At 65.7% G+C, this 16,274-nt stretch carries 12 protein-coding genes and 1 pseudogene; all 13 read left to right on the forward strand.

Features of this window, described 5'->3' with window-relative positions:
- The first annotated feature begins 2 nt into the window (after positions 1–2).
- The 13 genes and pseudogenes from garD to VBO01S_RS03790 all read left to right on the forward strand — a co-directional run bounded on the left by garD (position 3) and on the right by VBO01S_RS03790 (position 16,269).
- Complete coding sequence (gene garD, locus VBO01S_RS03730; RefSeq protein ID WP_062470677.1) at positions 3–1,574, forward strand: galactarate dehydratase; 1,572 nt, start codon at positions 3–5, stop codon at positions 1,572–1,574.
- A 26-nt stretch (positions 1,575–1,600) separates the two neighbouring features.
- Positions 1,601–2,362: an SDR family NAD(P)-dependent oxidoreductase gene (locus tag VBO01S_RS03735; protein WP_062470680.1), complete on the forward strand. Its 762-nt coding sequence runs from the start codon at positions 1,601–1,603 to the stop codon at positions 2,360–2,362.
- 53 nt (positions 2,363–2,415) lie between these two features.
- Entirely contained in the window at positions 2,416–3,396 is a 981-nt protein-coding gene (locus tag VBO01S_RS03740) for a tripartite tricarboxylate transporter substrate binding protein (protein ID WP_062470683.1), read from the forward strand.
- Positions 3,397–3,422: 26 nt separating this feature from the next.
- Positions 3,423–4,415: a Bug family tripartite tricarboxylate transporter substrate binding protein gene (locus VBO01S_RS03745; protein ID WP_062470686.1), complete on the forward strand. Its 993-nt coding sequence runs from the start codon at positions 3,423–3,425 to the stop codon at positions 4,413–4,415.
- A gap of 339 nt (positions 4,416–4,754) precedes the next feature.
- Positions 4,755–5,600, forward strand: coding sequence for an archaetidylserine decarboxylase (gene asd / locus VBO01S_RS03750; protein WP_062470689.1), 846 nt, complete (start codon positions 4,755–4,757; stop codon positions 5,598–5,600).
- A gap of 189 nt (positions 5,601–5,789) precedes the next feature.
- A pseudogene (locus tag VBO01S_RS03755) lies at positions 5,790–6,092 on the forward strand (winged helix-turn-helix transcriptional regulator); the annotation flags it as partial.
- Between the two features lie 213 nt (positions 6,093–6,305).
- Entirely contained in the window at positions 6,306–6,656 is a 351-nt protein-coding gene (locus VBO01S_RS03760; protein WP_019655816.1) for an FKBP-type peptidyl-prolyl cis-trans isomerase, read from the forward strand.
- Positions 6,657–6,880: 224 nt separating this feature from the next.
- Positions 6,881–7,453 carry a nucleotide exchange factor GrpE gene (gene grpE / locus VBO01S_RS03765; protein ID WP_082817966.1) on the forward strand — a complete coding sequence of 191 codons (573 nt, stop codon included), beginning with the start codon at positions 6,881–6,883 and terminating at the stop codon, positions 7,451–7,453.
- Positions 7,454–7,567: 114 nt separating this feature from the next.
- Positions 7,568–9,505, forward strand: a complete 1,938-nt coding sequence (dnaK, locus tag VBO01S_RS03770; RefSeq protein ID WP_062470696.1) for a molecular chaperone DnaK — start codon at positions 7,568–7,570, stop codon at positions 9,503–9,505.
- Between the two features lie 103 nt (positions 9,506–9,608).
- Complete coding sequence (dnaJ, locus tag VBO01S_RS03775) at positions 9,609–10,745, forward strand: molecular chaperone DnaJ (RefSeq protein ID WP_062470698.1); 1,137 nt, start codon at positions 9,609–9,611, stop codon at positions 10,743–10,745.
- Positions 10,746–11,401: 656 nt separating this feature from the next.
- The gene (locus VBO01S_RS03780; protein WP_062470701.1) at positions 11,402–13,324 is read left to right on the forward strand and encodes a PrkA family serine protein kinase; all 1,923 of its coding nucleotides are present in this window, start codon (positions 11,402–11,404) and stop codon (positions 13,322–13,324) included.
- A gap of 81 nt (positions 13,325–13,405) precedes the next feature.
- Positions 13,406–14,698, forward strand: a complete 1,293-nt coding sequence (locus tag VBO01S_RS03785) for a YeaH/YhbH family protein (protein WP_062470703.1) — start codon at positions 13,406–13,408, stop codon at positions 14,696–14,698.
- On the forward strand, positions 14,695–16,269 hold the full coding sequence (locus tag VBO01S_RS03790; RefSeq protein WP_255221039.1) for a SpoVR family protein: 1,575 nt from the start codon (positions 14,695–14,697) through the stop codon (positions 16,267–16,269). Before VBO01S_RS03785 ends, VBO01S_RS03790 begins: the two co-directional genes overlap by 4 nt.
- The last annotated feature ends 5 nt before the right edge of the window (positions 16,270–16,274 follow it).

The raw sequence follows: 16,274 nt of genomic DNA on the forward strand, positions 1-16,274 counted from the left end.
CGATGGCCGATGCGAACACCCGACCGCCGCTGTACATCCGCATCCACGCGGCCGACAACGTCGCCATCGTCGCGAACGACGGCGGCCTGAAGGCCGGCACGGCCTTCGACGACGGCCTGGTGCTGGTCGACACCGTGCCCCAGGGCCACAAGGTGGCGCTCGTCGACCTGGCCGAAGGCGACGCCATCCGCCGCTACAACGTGGTGATCGGCTACGCGCTCAAGGCGCTGCCGCGCGGCAGCTGGGTGCACGAGCGCGTGATGCGCATGCCGGTCGCGCCCGAGCTCGACGGCCTGCCCATCGCCACGGTCAAGCCCCCTGCCCTGCCGCCGCTCGAGGGCTACACCTTCGAGGGCTACCGCAACGCCGACGGCTCGGTAGGCACGCGCAACATCCTCGCGATCACGCAGACCGTGCAGTGCGTGGCGGGCGTCACCGAATTCGCCGTGCAGCGCATCAAGGCCGAGCTGCTGCCGAAGTACCCGAATGTCGACGACGTGGTGGCGCTCGAGCACAGCTACGGCTGCGGCGTGGCCATCGACGCGCCCGATGCCATCGTGCCGATCCGCACCCTGCGCAACATCAGCCTCAACCCCAACTTCGGCGGCGAGGTGATGGTCGTGAGCCTGGGTTGCGAGAAGCTGCAGCCCGAGCGGCTGCTGCCGCCCGGCACCATCCCCATCGCCGACCAGCGCGGTGCGCCCGCCGACGACCTCGACGTGGTCTGCCTGCAGGACGACGCGCACGTCGGCTTCATGTCGATGATCGATTCGGTGATGCGCCAGGCCGAGACGCACCTCACGCGCCTCAACAAACGCCGGCGAGAAACCGTGCCCGCGAGCGAACTCGTCGTGGGCGTGCAGTGCGGCGGCAGCGACGCCTTCTCGGGCGTCACCGCCAACCCGGCCGTAGGCTTTTGCACCGACCTGCTGGTGCGCGCGGGCGCCACCGTGATGTTCTCGGAAGTCACCGAGGTGCGCGACGGCATCGACCAGCTCACCTCGCGCGCGGCCACGCCCGAGGTGGCCGACGCCATGATCCGCGAGATGGCCTGGTACGACGCCTACCTCGACAAGGGCCGCGTCGACCGCAGCGCCAACACCACGCCGGGCAACAAGAAGGGCGGGCTGTCGAACATCGTCGAGAAGGCGATGGGCTCGATCGTGAAGTCGGGCTCGGCGCCGATCACCGGCGTGCTCGCGCCCGGCGAGAAGCTGGCGCACAAGGGCCTGATCTACGCCGCCACGCCGGCCAGCGACTTCATCTGCGGCACGCTGCAGCTGGCGGCCGGCATGAACCTGCACGTGTTCACCACCGGCCGCGGCACGCCCTACGGGCTGGCCGAGGTGCCGGTGATCAAGGTCGCCACGCGCAGCGACCTCGCGCGCCGCTGGCACGACCTGATGGACGTGAACGCAGGCCGCATCGCCGATGGCGAAGCCAGCATCGAGGACATCGGCTGGGAGATGTTCCGCCTGATGCTCGACGTGGCCAGCGGCCGCAAGAAGACCTGGGCCGAGCACTGGAAGCTGCACAACGCGCTGGTGCTGTTCAACCCGGCACCGGTCACCTGATCGAACCACCCTCACGGAGCACAGTCATGGAAGACCTCAAGGACAAGACCGCCCTCGTCACCGGCGCCAGCACCGGCATCGGTGCCGCGGTGGCCATCGCGTTTGCCGCGCGCGGCATGCGCGTGGCCGTGCACTACAACAGCTCGACCGAGGCGGCGACCCGCGTGGTCGACACCATCCGCGCCGCCGGCGGCACGGCCTTCGCGCTGCAGGCCGACGTGCGCGACACCGCCGCGATCCGCGCCTGCGTGCAGGACACGACAGCGCAGTTCGGCCGCATCGACGTGCTGGTGAACAACGCCGGCAGCCTGGTCAAGCGCATGCCCATCGCCGAGTTCGACGATGCGCTGTTCGACGAAGTGATGCACATCAACGCGCGCTCCGTGCTGGCCTTCTGCCGCGAAGCCGTGCCGCAGATGCGCAAGCAAGGCAGCGGCGCCATCATCAACGTGACCTCGGTGGCCGCGCGCACCGGCGGCGGGCCCGGCGCCTACCTGTACGCAGGCGCCAAGGGCTTCGTGAGCACCGCGACGCACGGTCTGGCCAGAGAGCTCGTGGGCGACCGCATCCGCGTGAACGCGGTGGCGCCCGGCGTGATCCAGACGCCGTTCCAGGACCGCTTCTCGACGCCCGCGATGCTCGAAACCTTCAGGACCGGCATCCCGATGGGGCGCCTGGGCACGGCCGACGAATGCGTGGGCGCTTTCCTGTACCTCGCGTCCGAACAGCTCTCGGGCTACGTGACGGGGCAGGTGCTCGAGGTGAACGGCGGGCAGTACATGCCCTGACGCACTCCCCCGCCTTCTCAGCACAACAGATCAACAACGGAGACAGAGACATCATGAAGAGAAGCCAGTTCGTCCGCGGCATTGCCGCCCTTTCGGCCACCGCCGCCCTCTCGCTCGGCCTGGCCGCGCCCGCCGCGGCGCAAGCCAACGACTTCCCGAACCGCACCATCGAGCTGCTCGTGCCCTACCAGCCCGGCGGCGGCACCGACGGCCTGGCGCGCGCGTTTTCCGAAGCCAGCCGCAAGCACATCTCGCAGAGCATCGTGATCGTCAACCGCCCCGGCGCGGGCGGCGCCATCGGCTGGACCGAGGTGATCAACGCCAAGCCCGACGGCTACAAGCTCGCGGTGCTCACCGTGGAACTGCTCACGCTGCCGCACCTGGGCCTGGCCAAGTTCAACTACGACGACTTCCAGCCCATTGCGCAGCTCAACGCCGACCCGGCCGCGATCACCGTGAAGGCCGATGCGCCGTGGAACACCATCGAAGAATTCCTCGCCGCCGCGAAGAAGTCGCCCGAGAGCATCCGCGTGGGCAACTCGGGCAACGGCTCGATCTGGCACCTGGCCGCCGCCGCGCTCGAAGACAAGACCGGCACCAAGTTCGGCCACATCCCGTTCCAGGGCGCCGCGCCTGCCGTGCTGGCGCTGCTGGGCGGCCACATCGAGGCCGTGGCCGTGAGCCCCGCCGAAGTCACGACGCACGTGCAGGGCGGCAAGCTCAAGGTGCTGATGGTGATGGCCGACAAGCGCGTGAAGGGCTTCGAGAAGATCCCGACCGCCAAGGAGCGCGGCATCGACCTGTCGATCGGCACCTGGCGCGGCCTCGGCGCACCGAAGAACACGCCACCCGAAGTGATGGCCAAGCTGCGCGAGATCACCGCCAAGACCGCCGCCGAGCCGCTGATGCACGAGGTGATGGACAAGCAGAACCTGGGCTACGTCTACACCGACGGCGCGGTGTTCAAGGAAACGCTGGCCAAGGACAACGCCTACTTCAAGGCGCTGATCACCAAGCTGAACATCAAGCCGTGAACGCGACACGACAAGGAGACACCGCCATGCAACGTCGCACACTCATCCAGTCCGCCCTCGCCGCCTCGCTGGCGGCAGCCCTGCCCGCCTTCGCGCAGGGCGGCACCGCCTGGCCCACGGGCAAGGCGATCACCTACCTCGTGCCCTTTCCCGCGGGCGGCACCACCGACGTGCTGGGCCGGCTCATCGGCCAGAAGCTCGGCACCGCGCTGGGCACGAGCGTGATCATCGACAACAAGGGCGGCGCCGGCGGCAGCGTGGGTTCGGAGATCGGCGCGCGCGCCGCGCCCGACGGCTTCACGCTGGTGGGCGGCACGATCAGCTCGCACGCGATCAACGTGAGCCTGTACCCCAAGCTGGGCTACGACCCGCAGAAGTCGTTCGCGCCCGTGACGCTCATCGGCACCAACCCGGTCGTGCTGGTGGTGAACCAGGCCAGCCCCTACAAGACGCTGAAGGACGTGATCGCCGCGAGCAAGGCCAAGGCCGGCGGCCTCTCGTCGGCCTCGGCGGGCACGGGCACCTCGCAGCACCTGGCGCTGGAACTGCTGGGCTACAAGTCGGGCGTGAAGTTCACGCACATCCCGTACAAGGGCAGCGGCCCCGCGATCCAGGACGTGATCGGCGGGCAGGTCGACATGATGTTCGACACCACCGTGGTGGCCGGCCCGCACATCCAGAGCGGCAAGCTGCGCGCTATTGCGGTCACCTCGGCCAAGCGCCTGGCCTCGATGCCCGACGTGCCCACGGTGGCCGAATCGGGCGTGCCCGGCCTGCAGGACTTCGAGGTGGTGTCGTGGCAGGCGATCTTCGTGCCCGCGGGCACGCCGCCCCCCGTCGTCGATCGCCTGCACACTGAGATCCGCAAGATCCTCGCGACGCCCGAGATGCAGGACAAGCTCAAGGGCTTCGGCATGGAGCCCGCCGACCTGACGACCGCGCAGATCGCCGCCTTCCAGAAGACGGAAGTGGAGAAGTGGGCGCAGGTGATCAAGGCCGCAGGCATCAAGGCCGACTGACCTCCCCGAATCCGGCAGCCACCACACCCCCACAAGCGCCTGGTGGGCGGTGTGGTGCGGGCGGCCCCTCTGTGCCGCCGAGGCGCGCAGCGTTTCGCGGATCAGGGCTCGCAGCTGTTTGAGCCGAAGGCGAGTTCTGCGAGACCCCGCGAAACGCGAGCACCGCAGGGCAGCCGCGAAGCGGCCGGCACAGTGGGGCCGCCCGCGCCGCGCCGCCCGCCGGGCGCGTGCTCCGCAAAGAGCGCCCGCCCTCGCGAACCAAGGGAAGCTTCCTACGCCCCCGAGAAGAAGCGCTTTATAGAATGCCCGTCCGATTCCGCATTCCAGGCCTTTCACAACGTGTCCGATCGCTCCGCAGTTCTGCCCCAATACCTGTTCCCCAAGCAGGCCCTGACCAATTTCGCCGGCTGGGTCGCAGGCAAGGAACGAGGCGCGGTCACCACCTGGATCATTCGCCGCTTCGTTGCCAAGTACAACGTCGACATGGGCGAGGCGCTCGAGTCCGACATCCATCACTACAAGAGCTTCAACCAGTTCTTCACGCGCGCCCTCAAGCCCGGCATGCGCCCGCTCGCGCAGGCCGACCTCGTCTGCCCCGTGGACGGCGCCATCAGCCAGTTCGGTGCCATCGAGGGCGACCAGATCTTCCAGGCCAAGGGCCACAACTACACGACCACCGCGCTGGTCGGCGGCGACGCGGCACTGGCCGCCAAGTTCGCGCACGGCAGCTTTGCCACGCTGTACCTGAGCCCCAAGGACTACCACCGCATCCACATGCCCTGCGACGGGCGGCTGGTGCGCATGATCCACGTGCCCGGCGACCTGTTCTCGGTCAACCCGACCACCGCGCGCGGCGTGCCCGGCCTGTTCGCGCGCAACGAACGCGTGGTGTGCGTCTTCGAATCGGCCCACGGCCCCTTCGTGCTCGTGCTCGTGGGCGCCACCATCGTCGGCAGCATGGCCACCGTGTGGCACGGCGTGGTCAACCCGCCGCGCGTGGGCGAGCTGCGCGAGTGGCACTACAACGACCAGCAGATCGACATCAAGAAGGGCGACGAGATGGGCCGGTTCTTGCTGGGCTCGACCGTCGTCATGCTGTTTCCGGCGCCCGCGCTGGCCTTCAACCCGGACTGGTCGCCCACCCGCGCGATCCGCCTGGGCGAAGCCATGGCCAACTACGCCTGATTTGTGAAGCTTTGTCTCGAAACCCGCATGCTGCATGCCTGTACAGCTATAAAACCAGTAGCATCCTGATCCTTCGCGCTATAGTCGTCGGCCAGCCAGACGGTCCATGACGACCAATCACAAACAAGAGTGCGCCGCCCCGGCCCGCCCCCGGCCGACGGTCCGCCCAGCTTCGAGGAGATGATGTCGATGAGTACCAAGGAAAACGCAGCCATCAGCCAGTTGCTCGCCCTGCTCGAAGCCCGCTATGCGCTGCGTGTGCTGTGGGCCCTGCGCGACGGCCACGCCCAGACCTTCCGGCTGCTGCAGGACAGCGTCGGCGGCATCACTCCCAACACCCTCAACACCCGCATCAAGGAGCTGCGCGAAGCCGGCGTCGTGAGCCACGGCAGCGACGGCTACTGCCTCACGCTGAGCGGTCAGGACCTGCTCAAGCGCCTGTCCGACCTGCAGGCCTTCGCCGCCAAGTGGCAGCTCGGGCAGAGCAAGAAGGCCGCGGGGCCGGCCGCCGCGCAGCCTGCATCGGCCGAGGCATCCTCGCCCGTGGCGCCTGCTGCGCCAGCGCCGTCCGCCCCCGACGCGGCACCACCCGCAACCACGCCGCCCGGCTCCGACAGCCAGGGCTGAAGCGGGGGCCCGCCGGGCCTCGGTAAACTCCGCGCCTCCGATTCCTCTCCCATTTCATCGACGCAAGGAGCGTTTCCCATGCCCACCACCCCCTCCGGCCTGCAATACGAAGACACCGAAGTCGGCACCGGCGCCGAAGCCAAGGCCGGCCACCACGTGCACGTGCACTACACGGGCTGGCTCTACAACGACGGCGTGCAAGGCGCCAAGTTCGACTCCAGCCGCGACCGCAACGACCCCTTCGCGTTCTCGCTGGGCGCTGGCCAGGTCATCAAGGGCTGGGACGAAGGCGTCGCCGGCATGAAGATCGGCGGCAAGCGCACGCTGATCATCCCCGCCTCGCTGGGCTACGGTGCCCGCGGCGCCGGCGGCGTGATCCCCCCGAACGCCACCCTGAAGTTCGACGTCGAGCTCCTCGACGCGCATTGAGGCTCGCCCCCAGGCTGCGCGGCACTTCGTGTCCGCTTCGCCAACCCCCTACCGGGGGCGACACCAGCGGCCCGGCGAAGCCGGTTCCGCGGTGTCCCACGTGAAATTCAGTTCGCGCCCCCTGTTGCGGCCCTTTTGGCCGCATTTTTACGCTTGAAAAGCCCTAGGCCAGCCCCAAGTGGCTGGCTGTGTTTGTTTTCCGGCGCACGCCGGTTCTTTGAAAAATGTCTGACCCGCAACAATCCGCACAGAATTCTCAAATGCTGCAAGGCGAGCCCAGTCCCGAAGAACTGGAGGCCGCGCAAGCCGCCAACGAAGCCGAGGCGCTCGACGCGCTGGCCGTGGCACAAGGCGAGCTGGCTGCCCTGCAGACCAAGAATGCCGAGCTGGCCGACCAGTATTTGCGCGCGCAAGCCGACGTGCAGAACGCCCGCCGCCGCGCCGACGACGAGATCACCAAGGCCCGCAAGTTCGCGGTCGAAGCCTTTGCCGAGAGCCTGCTGCCGGTGACCGACAGCCTCGAAGCCGGCCTGGCCGTCAAGGACGCCACGCCCGAGCAGATCCGCGAAGGCGCCGAAGCCACGCTGCGCCAGCTCAAGAGCGCGCTCGAACGCAACAAGGTGATCGAAGTGGCCCCCGCTGCCGGCGACAAGTTCGACCCGCACCTGCACCAGGCCATCTCGATGGTGCCCGCCGACCAGGACGCCAACACCGTGGTCGGCCTGCTGCAAAAGGGCTACACGATCAACGAGCGCGTGCTGCGCCCGGCGCTGGTCACCGTGGCCGCCCCGAAGTAAATCGGCACTGCCCCACAAGATTCCCACAGGAAATCCCCGCGTCGTCCCTTGAATCGCACCGGGTTATCCACAAGTTCATAACAACATATTTTTCCGAATTTCAGGAGTAAGAACATGGCAAAGATCATCGGCATCGACCTCGGCACCACCAACTCGTGCGTGTCGATCATGGAAGGCAACACCACGCGTGTGATCGAGAACTCGGAAGGTGCCCGCACCACGCCGTCGATCGTCGCGTACCAGGAAGACGGTGAAGTCTTGGTCGGTGCCTCGGCCAAGCGCCAGGCCGTCACCAACCCCAAGAACACGCTGTACGCGATCAAGCGCCTGATCGGCCGCAAGTTCGAGGAAAAGGAAGTCCAGAAGGACATCGACCTGATGCCCTACACCATCGCCAAGGCCGACAACGGCGACGCATGGGTGGAAGTGCGCGGCAAGAAGATGGCCCCGCAGCAGGTCAGCGCCGACATCCTGCGCAAGATGAAGAAGACCGCCGAAGACTACCTCGGCGAAGCCGTGACCGAAGCCGTGATCACGGTGCCGGCCTACTTCAACGACGCCCAGCGCCAGGCCACCAAGGACGCCGGCCGCATCGCGGGCCTCGACGTCAAGCGCATCATCAACGAACCCACCGCTGCAGCCCTGGCCTTCGGCCTGGACAAGCAGGACAAGGCCGACCGCAAGATCGCCGTGTATGACCTGGGCGGCGGTACCTTCGACGTGTCGATCATCGAGATCGCGGACGTCGACGGCGAGAAGCAGTTCGAAGTGCTGTCGACCAACGGCGACACCTTCCTGGGCGGCGAAGACTTCGACCAGCGCATCATCGACTACATCATCGGCGAGTTCAAAAAGGAACAAGGCGTCGACCTGAGCAAGGACGTGCTGGCCCTGCAGCGCCTGAAGGAAGCCGCTGAAAAGGCCAAGATCGAGCTGTCGAACAGCGCGCAGACCGACATCAACCTGCCGTACATCACGGCCGATGCCACCGGTCCGAAGCACCTGAACATCAAGCTCACCCGCGCCAAGCTGGAAAGCCTGGTCGATGAGCTGGTCGAGCGCACCATCGCGCCCTGCCGCCTGGCCATCAAGGACGCCGGCATCAGCGTGAGCGACATCAACGACGTGATCCTGGTCGGCGGCATGACCCGCATGCCCAAGGTGCAGGAAAAGGTGAAGGCCTTCTTCGGCAAGGAACCGCGCAAGGACGTGAACCCCGACGAAGCCGTGGCTGTCGGCGCCGCCATTCAGGGCCAGGTGCTCTCGGGCGACCGCAAGGACGTGCTGCTGCTGGACGTGACCCCGCTGTCGCTGGGCATCGAGACCATGGGTGGCGTGATGACCAAGATGATCACGAAGAACACCACGATCCCGACGAAGTTCGCACAGACCTTCTCGACCGCCGAGGACAACCAGCCAGCCGTGACCATCAAGGTGTTCCAGGGCGAACGCGAGATCGCCTCGGGCAACAAGCTGCTGGGCGAGTTCAACCTGGAAGGCATTCCGCCGGCATCGCGCGGCACGCCGCAGATCGAGGTGAGCTTCGACATCGACGCCAACGGCATCCTGCACGTGGGCGCCAAGGACAAGGGCACCGGCAAGGAAAACAAGATCACCATCAAGGCGAACTCGGGCCTGAGCGAAGACGAGATCCAGAAAATGGTCAAGGACGCCGAGCTCAACGCCGACGAAGACAAAAAGAAGCTCGAGATCGTGCAGGCGCGCAACCAGGGCGAAGCCATGGTGCACAGCGTGAAGAAGTCGCTCGGCGAGCATGGCGCCAGCCTCGAAGCCGCCGAGAAGGATGCGATCGAAGCCGCGATCAAGGACCTGGAAGAAGCCCTCAAGGGTGAAGACAAGGCCGTGATCGAGGAAAAGACCAACACGCTGATGACCGCGAGCCAGAAACTCGGCGAGAAGATGTATGCCGAATCGCAGGCTGCGGCCAACGCCTCGGCCGCCAGCGGCCCGGCAGGCGCGGAAGCTGCGGCGCATGCCCAGGCTGACGACAACGTGGTCGACGCCGAAGTCAAGGAAGTGAAGAAGGGCTGATCCCCTGCCCTTCTAACAAGGCTGGAACACCTGAACAGGTGCTCCAGCCTTTCTCGCTTCCAGTTCCCCGACGAGTTCCCGCCGCCCGACCGAATCTGCTGCCATGGCCACCAAACGCGACTACTACGAAACCCTCGGCGTTCCCAAGAACGCGAGCGAGGAAGAAATCAAGAAGGCTTATCGCAAGCTTGCGATGAAGCACCACCCCGACCGCAACCACGGCGACACCAGCAAGGACGCCGAGGCCAAGTTCAAGGAGGTGAAGGAAGCGTACGAAATGCTGTCGGACGGCCAGAAGCGCGCGGCCTACGACCAGTACGGCCATGCCGGCGTCGACCCCAACATGCGCGGCGGCCCCGGCGCGGAAGGCTTCGGCGGCTTCGCGGAGGCCTTCGGCGACATCTTCGGCGACGTGTTCGGCGGCGGCCGCGGCCGCACCAGCGGCGGGCGCCAGGTGTTCCGCGGCAGCGACCTGAGCTACGCGATGGAAGTCACGCTCGAGGAAGCTGCCGACGGCAAGGACGCGCAGATCCGCATCCCGAGCTGGGACGACTGCGGCACCTGCCACGGCTCCGGTGCCAAGCCGGGCACCAAGCCCATCACCTGCACCACCTGCCACGGCGCGGGCGCCGTGCAGATGCGCCAGGGCTTCTTCAGCGTGCAGCAGACCTGCCCGACCTGCCACGGCAGCGGCAAGATCGTTCCCGAGCCCTGCACCGTGTGCCACGGCCAGGGCAAGATCAAGAACAACAAGACGCTGGAAGTGAAGATTCCGGCCGGCATCGACGACGGCATGCGCATCCGCAGCACCGGCAACGGCGAGCCCGGCACCAACGGCGGGCCGCCCGGCGACCTGTACATCGAGATCCGCCTCAAGAAGCACGACCTGTTCGAGCGCGACGGCGACGACCTGCACTGCGTGGTGCCCGTGAGCGTCACCACCGCGGCGCTCGGCGGCGAGATCAACGTGCCCACGCTCAAGGGCGCGGCCGCCATCGACATTCCCGACGGCACCCAGAGCGGCAAGCAGTTCCGCCTGCGCGGCAAGGGCATCAAGGGCGTGCGTTCGAGCTACCCGGGCGACCTGTACTGCCACGTGCGCGTGGAAACGCCCGTGAAGCTCACCGAGCACCAGCGCAAGCTGCTCAAGGAGCTCGACGAATCGCTCAAGAAGGGCGGCGAGAAGCACAGCCCGACCGACAAGGGCTGGTTCGACAAGGCCAAGGAATTCTTCAGCTGATGATGATGCTGACGCGCTGACGGCCTTCGTCAGCGCCGGGCCGACGCCCTGTCGACCCGAAGCGTGCCCTCTTTCGGCCGCTGCCGCCCTCTGGCGGCGCGCCAGGCACGCGAACGGTGCTCCCCGCACCGTTGCGGAACGCCGCCGACCGGCGCCCGCGTTGTCTTCCCACGTTGCCATGCGCCTGCCACTCGCCACAGGAGTGGCGCGGGGATTGCTTTAATGTTTTTTTGGATATGCAATAAACCAAACGACAGGTCGCGCGTTATTGCTGAAAGGCATCGGCTTTATTGAACCCGGGTTCAATTAGGAAAGGTGTTCGCCACAGAATTTCAATGAGGGCGATAGCCATTCGGCATAGTCATTTCATCCGGGGACAATTACGCGAGCGCGAGCTTTTCAATTTAACAGAAACACGAATAGAAGTTCCTTGTTTTCCGAGGAACTTTACTCGGCAGAGGGGTTCAGAATAAATAAAACATTTGCCCGGTTCATTCTTTGCTTTATGCTGATTGAACCGATTGTGTAGATAGTGTGTAAGGGAGTTTTCCACGGCATACGGCCATGGGCGGGGCCCCTCTTCCAAGAGGAGCGACGCAGTCTCTGGCTGTAGGCATCGGGGTCAAAAGCCCCGCCGACCTGAAGGAGGCGCGACCATGGACGTGATCAGCAACTTTGCAGCCCGCTACGAACGCACCCGCGAGGAAGTTCTCTCGCTGCAGGAATATCTGGATATCTGCAAACGCGATCCGACGGCATATGCAACGGCCTCCGAACGAATGCTCCAGGCCATTGGCGAGCCGGAACTGGTAGATACCCGCAATGACCCCCGTCTTTCGCGCATCTTCGCGAACAAGGTCATCAAGATCTATCCGGCGTTCAAGGAGTTCTATGGCATGGAAGATGCCATCGAGCAGGTGGTGTCCTATTTCCGCCACGCCGCGCAGGGACTGGAAGAAAAGAAGCAAATCCTTTACCTGCTGGGGCCCGTCGGCGGCGGCAAGAGCTCGATCGCGGAGCGCCTGAAGCAGCTCATGGAGCACGTGCCCTTCTATGCGATCCACGGCTCCCCGGTGAACGAATCGCCCCTCGGGCTCTTCGACACCCTCGAAGACGGCGAGATCCTCGAAAAAGAGTACGGCATCCCCGTGCGCTACCTGAACCGCATCCTGTCGCCCTGGGCCGTCAAGCGCCTCGAGGAGTACGGCGGCGACATCCGCCAGTTCAAGGTGGTCAAGCGCTACCCCTCGGTGCTGCGCCAGATCGCGGTCGCCAAGACCGAGCCGGGCGACGAGAACAACCAGGACATCTCTTCACTGGTCGGCAAGGTCGACATCCGCAAGCTCGAGACCTACGCCCAGGACGACCCCGACGCGTATGCCTACTCCGGCGGCCTGTGCCTGGCGAACCAGGGCCTGCTCGAGTTCGTGGAAATGTTCAAGGCCCCGATCAAGGTGCTGCACCCGCTGCTCACGGCCACGCAGGAAAGCAACTTCAAGGGCACCGAAGGCTTCGGCGCCATTCCCTTCGACGGCATCGTGCTGGCCCACAGCAACGAGAGCGAGTGGAAGGCGTTCCGCAACAACAAGAACAACGAGGCTTTCCTCGACCGGATCTACATCGTGAAGGTGCCGTACTGCCTGCGCGCCTCCGAAGAGATCAAGATCTACGAGAAGCTGGTGCGCAACTCCTCGCTGGCCAAGGCCCCGTGCGCGCCCGGCACCTTGCGCATGATGGCGCAGCTGTCGGTGCTCACGCGCCTGAAGGAGCCCGAGAACTCCAGCACCTTCAGCAAGATGCAGGTGTACGACGGCGAGAACCTGAAGGACACCGACCCCAAGGCCAAGTCGATCCAGGAGTACCGCGACTACGCGGGCGTCGACGAAGGCATGAGCGGCGTCTCCACGCGCTTCGCCTTCAAGATCATCTCCAAGGTCTTCAACTTCGACAGCACCGAGGTGGCCGCCAACCCGGTGCACCTGATGTATGTGCTCGAACAGCAGATCGAGCGCGAGCAGTTTCCGCCGGAAACCGAGCAGAAGTACATCAGCTACATCAAGGAGCTGCTGGCGCCGCGCTATGCCGAGTTCATCGGCAAGGAAATCCAGACCGCCTACCTCGAGAGCTACAGCGAGTACGGCCAGAACATCTTCGACCGCTACGTGACCTACGCCGACTACTGGATCCAGGACCAGGAGTTCCGCGACGTGGACACCGGCGAAGTGTTCGACCGGGCCTCGCTCAACGGCGAGCTCGAGAAGATCGAGCGCCCCGCCGGCATCGGCAACCCGAAGGACTTCCGCAACGAGATCGTCAACTTCGTGCTGCGCGCACGGGCCGGCAACGCGGGGCGCAACCCGGCGTGGACCAGCTACGAGAAGCTGCGCGCAGTCATCGAGAAGAAGATGTTCTCCAACACCGAAGAGCTGCTGCCGGTGATCAGTTTCAACACCAAGAGCAGCGCCGACGAGCAGAAGAAGCACGAAGACTTCGTGACCCGCATGGTCGAGAAGGGCTACACCGCCAAGCAGGTCCGGCTTCTGTGCGAGTGGTACCTGCGGGTGCGCAAGAGTTCATAGCGGACAGCGGGAACAACGGGCGCGTGCGCAGGACCTAACCAGCGCACCACCCACCGTTTTGCAAGGAGCTTTGAAAACATCGTGGCCATCCTGCAGCAGATCATCGATCGTCGGCTCTCGGGCAAGAACAAGTCCATCGGCAACCGCGAGCGCTTCCTTCGGCGCTACAAGGGCCAGATCCAGGAGGCGGTGCGGCGCGCGGTCAGCGGACGCAACATCCGCGAGCTGGAGCAAGGCGAAGACGTGACCCTGCCGCGCCACGATGTCTCCGAGCCGGTGTTCGGCCACGCGCGCGGCGGTGACCGCGAGTACGTGCACCCCGGCAACCAGGAATACCTCAAGGGCGATCGCATCGCGCGCCCCGAGGGCCAGGGCGGCGGTGGCTCGGGCAGCGGCGAGGCCAGCGACAGCGGCGAAGGCGAGGACGACTTCGTCTTCCGCCTCACGCGCGAGGAGTTCATGCGCGTCTTCTTCGACGACCTTGCGCTGCCCCACCTCGTGCGCACCCAGATCGCCGAAGTGCCCGAATGGAAGAGCCATCGCGCCGGCTTCACCAGCGACGGCTCGCCCAACAACCTGCACGTGGTGCGTTCGATGCGCGGCGCGCTGGCGCGGCGCATTGCGCTGGGTGGCGAACCGCGCAAGGAACTCAAGCGCCTGGAGGCGCACCTCCTGGTGCTGAAAGCGCATCCACAGGCCGAGACCGCGCTGATCCAGAAGGAAATCCGCGAGACCGAGGACCTCATCGCCGAGCTGCGCCGCACCATGCGGCACGTGCCCTACATCGACCCGATCGACCTGCGCTACCGCAACCGCGTGAAGACGCCCGTGCCCAGCGCCAAGGCCGTGATGTTCTGCCTCATGGACGTGTCGGGCTCGATGGACGAGGCGCGCAAGGACATGGCCAAGCGCTTCTTCATGCTGCTGTACCTGTTTCTCACGCGGCACTACGAGCGCATCGACCTCGTGTTCCTGCGCCACCACACGCAGGCGCAGGAAGTGACCGAAGAAGAGTTCTTCCACGCCACCGAGACCGGCGGCACGGTGGTGTCAAGCGCGCTGGTGCTCATGGACGAGATCATCAAGGCCCGCTACGCCAGCGGCGAATGGAACGTGTACGGCGCCCAGGCCAGCGACGGCGACAACTGGCACCAGGACAGCGGCCGTTGCCGCGAACTGCTGGTCGACAACATCCTGCCCGTGGTGCGCTACTACGCCTACGTGCAGGTGGCCGAGACCGAGCAGAACCTGTGGCAGGAGTACCAGCAGCTCGAAGGCGTGGCGCCCAACTTCGCCATGCGCAAGGTATCGGACGCGCAGGACATCTACCCGGTGTTCCGCGACCTGTTCAAGAAGGAAGGGGTGCCCACATGATCACCACCGAACGCCCTCCCGGAGCCCCTGTCCTGCCGCGCAGCACCGACCTGCCCACCTCCCGCCTCGAACGCCTGCCCAGCCCGTCCGACTGGACCTTCGAGCTCATCGAGACGTACCACACCGAGATCGCCAAGACCGCGAGGAGCTTCGGCCTGGACACCTACCCGAACCAGCTCGAGGTGATCACGGCCGAGCAGATGATGGACGCCTACGCCAGCGTGGGCATGCCCATGATCTACAGGCACTGGTCGTACGGCAAGCAGTTCATCTCCACCGAGAAGAACTACAAGCGCGGCCACATGGGGCTGGCCTACGAGATCGTCATCAACTCCGATCCGTGCATTGCCTACCTCATGGAAGAAAACACCATGGCCATGCAGGCCCTGGTGATCGCGCATGCGGCCTACGGGCACAACAGCTTCTTCAAGGGCAACTACCTGTTCCGCATGTGGACCGACGCGTCGTCGATCATCGACTACCTCGTCTATGCGCGGCACTACATCGCCGAGTGCGAGGAACGCCACGGCCTCGACGCAGTGGAAGACCTGCTCGACTCCTGCCACGCGCTCATGAACTACGGCGTCGACCGCTACCGCCGTCCGCAGAAGCGTTCGCTGGCGCAAGAGAGCGCGCAGCGCACCGACCGCGAGCGCCACATGCAGCAGCAGGTGAACGACCTGTGGCGCACGCTGCCGCGCAAGAGCGAACAAGCGGCCGAGTCGGAAGCCGCGCGCCGCTTTCCGCCCGAGCCGCAGGAGAACCTGCTCTATTTCATCGAGAAGAACGCCGCCCTGCTCGAGCCGTGGCAGCGCGAGGTGGTGCGCATCGTGCGCAAGATCGCGCAGTACTTCTACCCGCAGCGCCAGACCCAGGTCATGAACGAAGGCTGGGCCACCTTCTGGCACTACACGCTGCTCAACACCATGTACGACCGCGGCCAGCTGGACGACGGCTTCATGATGGAATGGCTCAGCTCGCACACCAGCGTGGTGTTCCAGCCGCCCGTGGGCCATCGCGCCTACAGCGGCATCAACCCCTATGCGCTGGGCTTCAAGATGTTCACCGACCTGCGTCGCGTCTGCGAAAAGCCGACCGACGAAGACCGCCGCTGGTTCCCCGACTTCGCGGGCACCGACTGGGTCAAGACGCTCGACTACGCGATGCGCAACTTCAAGGACGAGAGCTTTGTCGGCCAGTTCCTCAGCCCGAAGACGATGCGCGATTTCCGCCTGTTCTCGATCCGCGACTACCAGAGCGAATCGGAGCTTGAGGTGTCGGCCATCCACGACGACAGCGGCTACCAGGCGCTGCGCGAATCGCTGTCACGCCAGTACGACATCGGCAACCGCGAGCCCGACGTCCAGGTCTGGAGCGTGGCCACGCGCGGCGACCGCTCGCTCACGCTGCGCCACACGCAGCGCAATAACCTGCCACTGAACGACAACGCCGAAGAGGTGCTCAAGCACGTCGCGCGGCTGTGGGGCTTCGACGTGCACCTCGAAAGCATCGACAGCGCAGGCCGGGTCAGCCGCAGCTGGAAGGCTGCCGCACCCAAGCAGACCTACTGAGACGC

Origin of the sequence: Variovorax boronicumulans NBRC 103145, from assembly GCF_001591345.1 — a bacterium.
Classification (GTDB): Bacteria; Pseudomonadota; Gammaproteobacteria; order Burkholderiales; family Burkholderiaceae_C; genus Variovorax; species Variovorax boronicumulans.

Bases quoted from the DNA above. Each gene is read 5' to 3' on its own strand.
- garD (WP_062470677.1), top strand. From the start codon at position 3: ATGGCCGATGCGAACACCCGACCGCCGCTGTACATCCGCATCCACGCG.
- VBO01S_RS03735 (WP_062470680.1), top strand. From the start codon at position 1,601: ATGGAAGACCTCAAGGACAAGACCGCCCTCGTCACCGGCGCCAGCACC.
- VBO01S_RS03740 (WP_062470683.1), top strand. From the start codon at position 2,416: ATGAAGAGAAGCCAGTTCGTCCGCGGCATTGCCGCCCTTTCGGCCACC.
- VBO01S_RS03745 (WP_062470686.1), top strand. From the start codon at position 3,423: ATGCAACGTCGCACACTCATCCAGTCCGCCCTCGCCGCCTCGCTGGCG.
- VBO01S_RS03760 (WP_019655816.1), top strand. From the start codon at position 6,306: ATGCCCACCACCCCCTCCGGCCTGCAATACGAAGACACCGAAGTCGGC.
- grpE (WP_082817966.1), top strand. From the start codon at position 6,881: ATGTCTGACCCGCAACAATCCGCACAGAATTCTCAAATGCTGCAAGGC.
- dnaK (WP_062470696.1), top strand. From the start codon at position 7,568: ATGGCAAAGATCATCGGCATCGACCTCGGCACCACCAACTCGTGCGTG.
- dnaJ (WP_062470698.1), top strand. From the start codon at position 9,609: ATGGCCACCAAACGCGACTACTACGAAACCCTCGGCGTTCCCAAGAAC.
- VBO01S_RS03780 (WP_062470701.1), top strand. From the start codon at position 11,402: ATGGACGTGATCAGCAACTTTGCAGCCCGCTACGAACGCACCCGCGAG.
- VBO01S_RS03790 (WP_255221039.1), top strand. From the start codon at position 14,695: ATGATCACCACCGAACGCCCTCCCGGAGCCCCTGTCCTGCCGCGCAGC.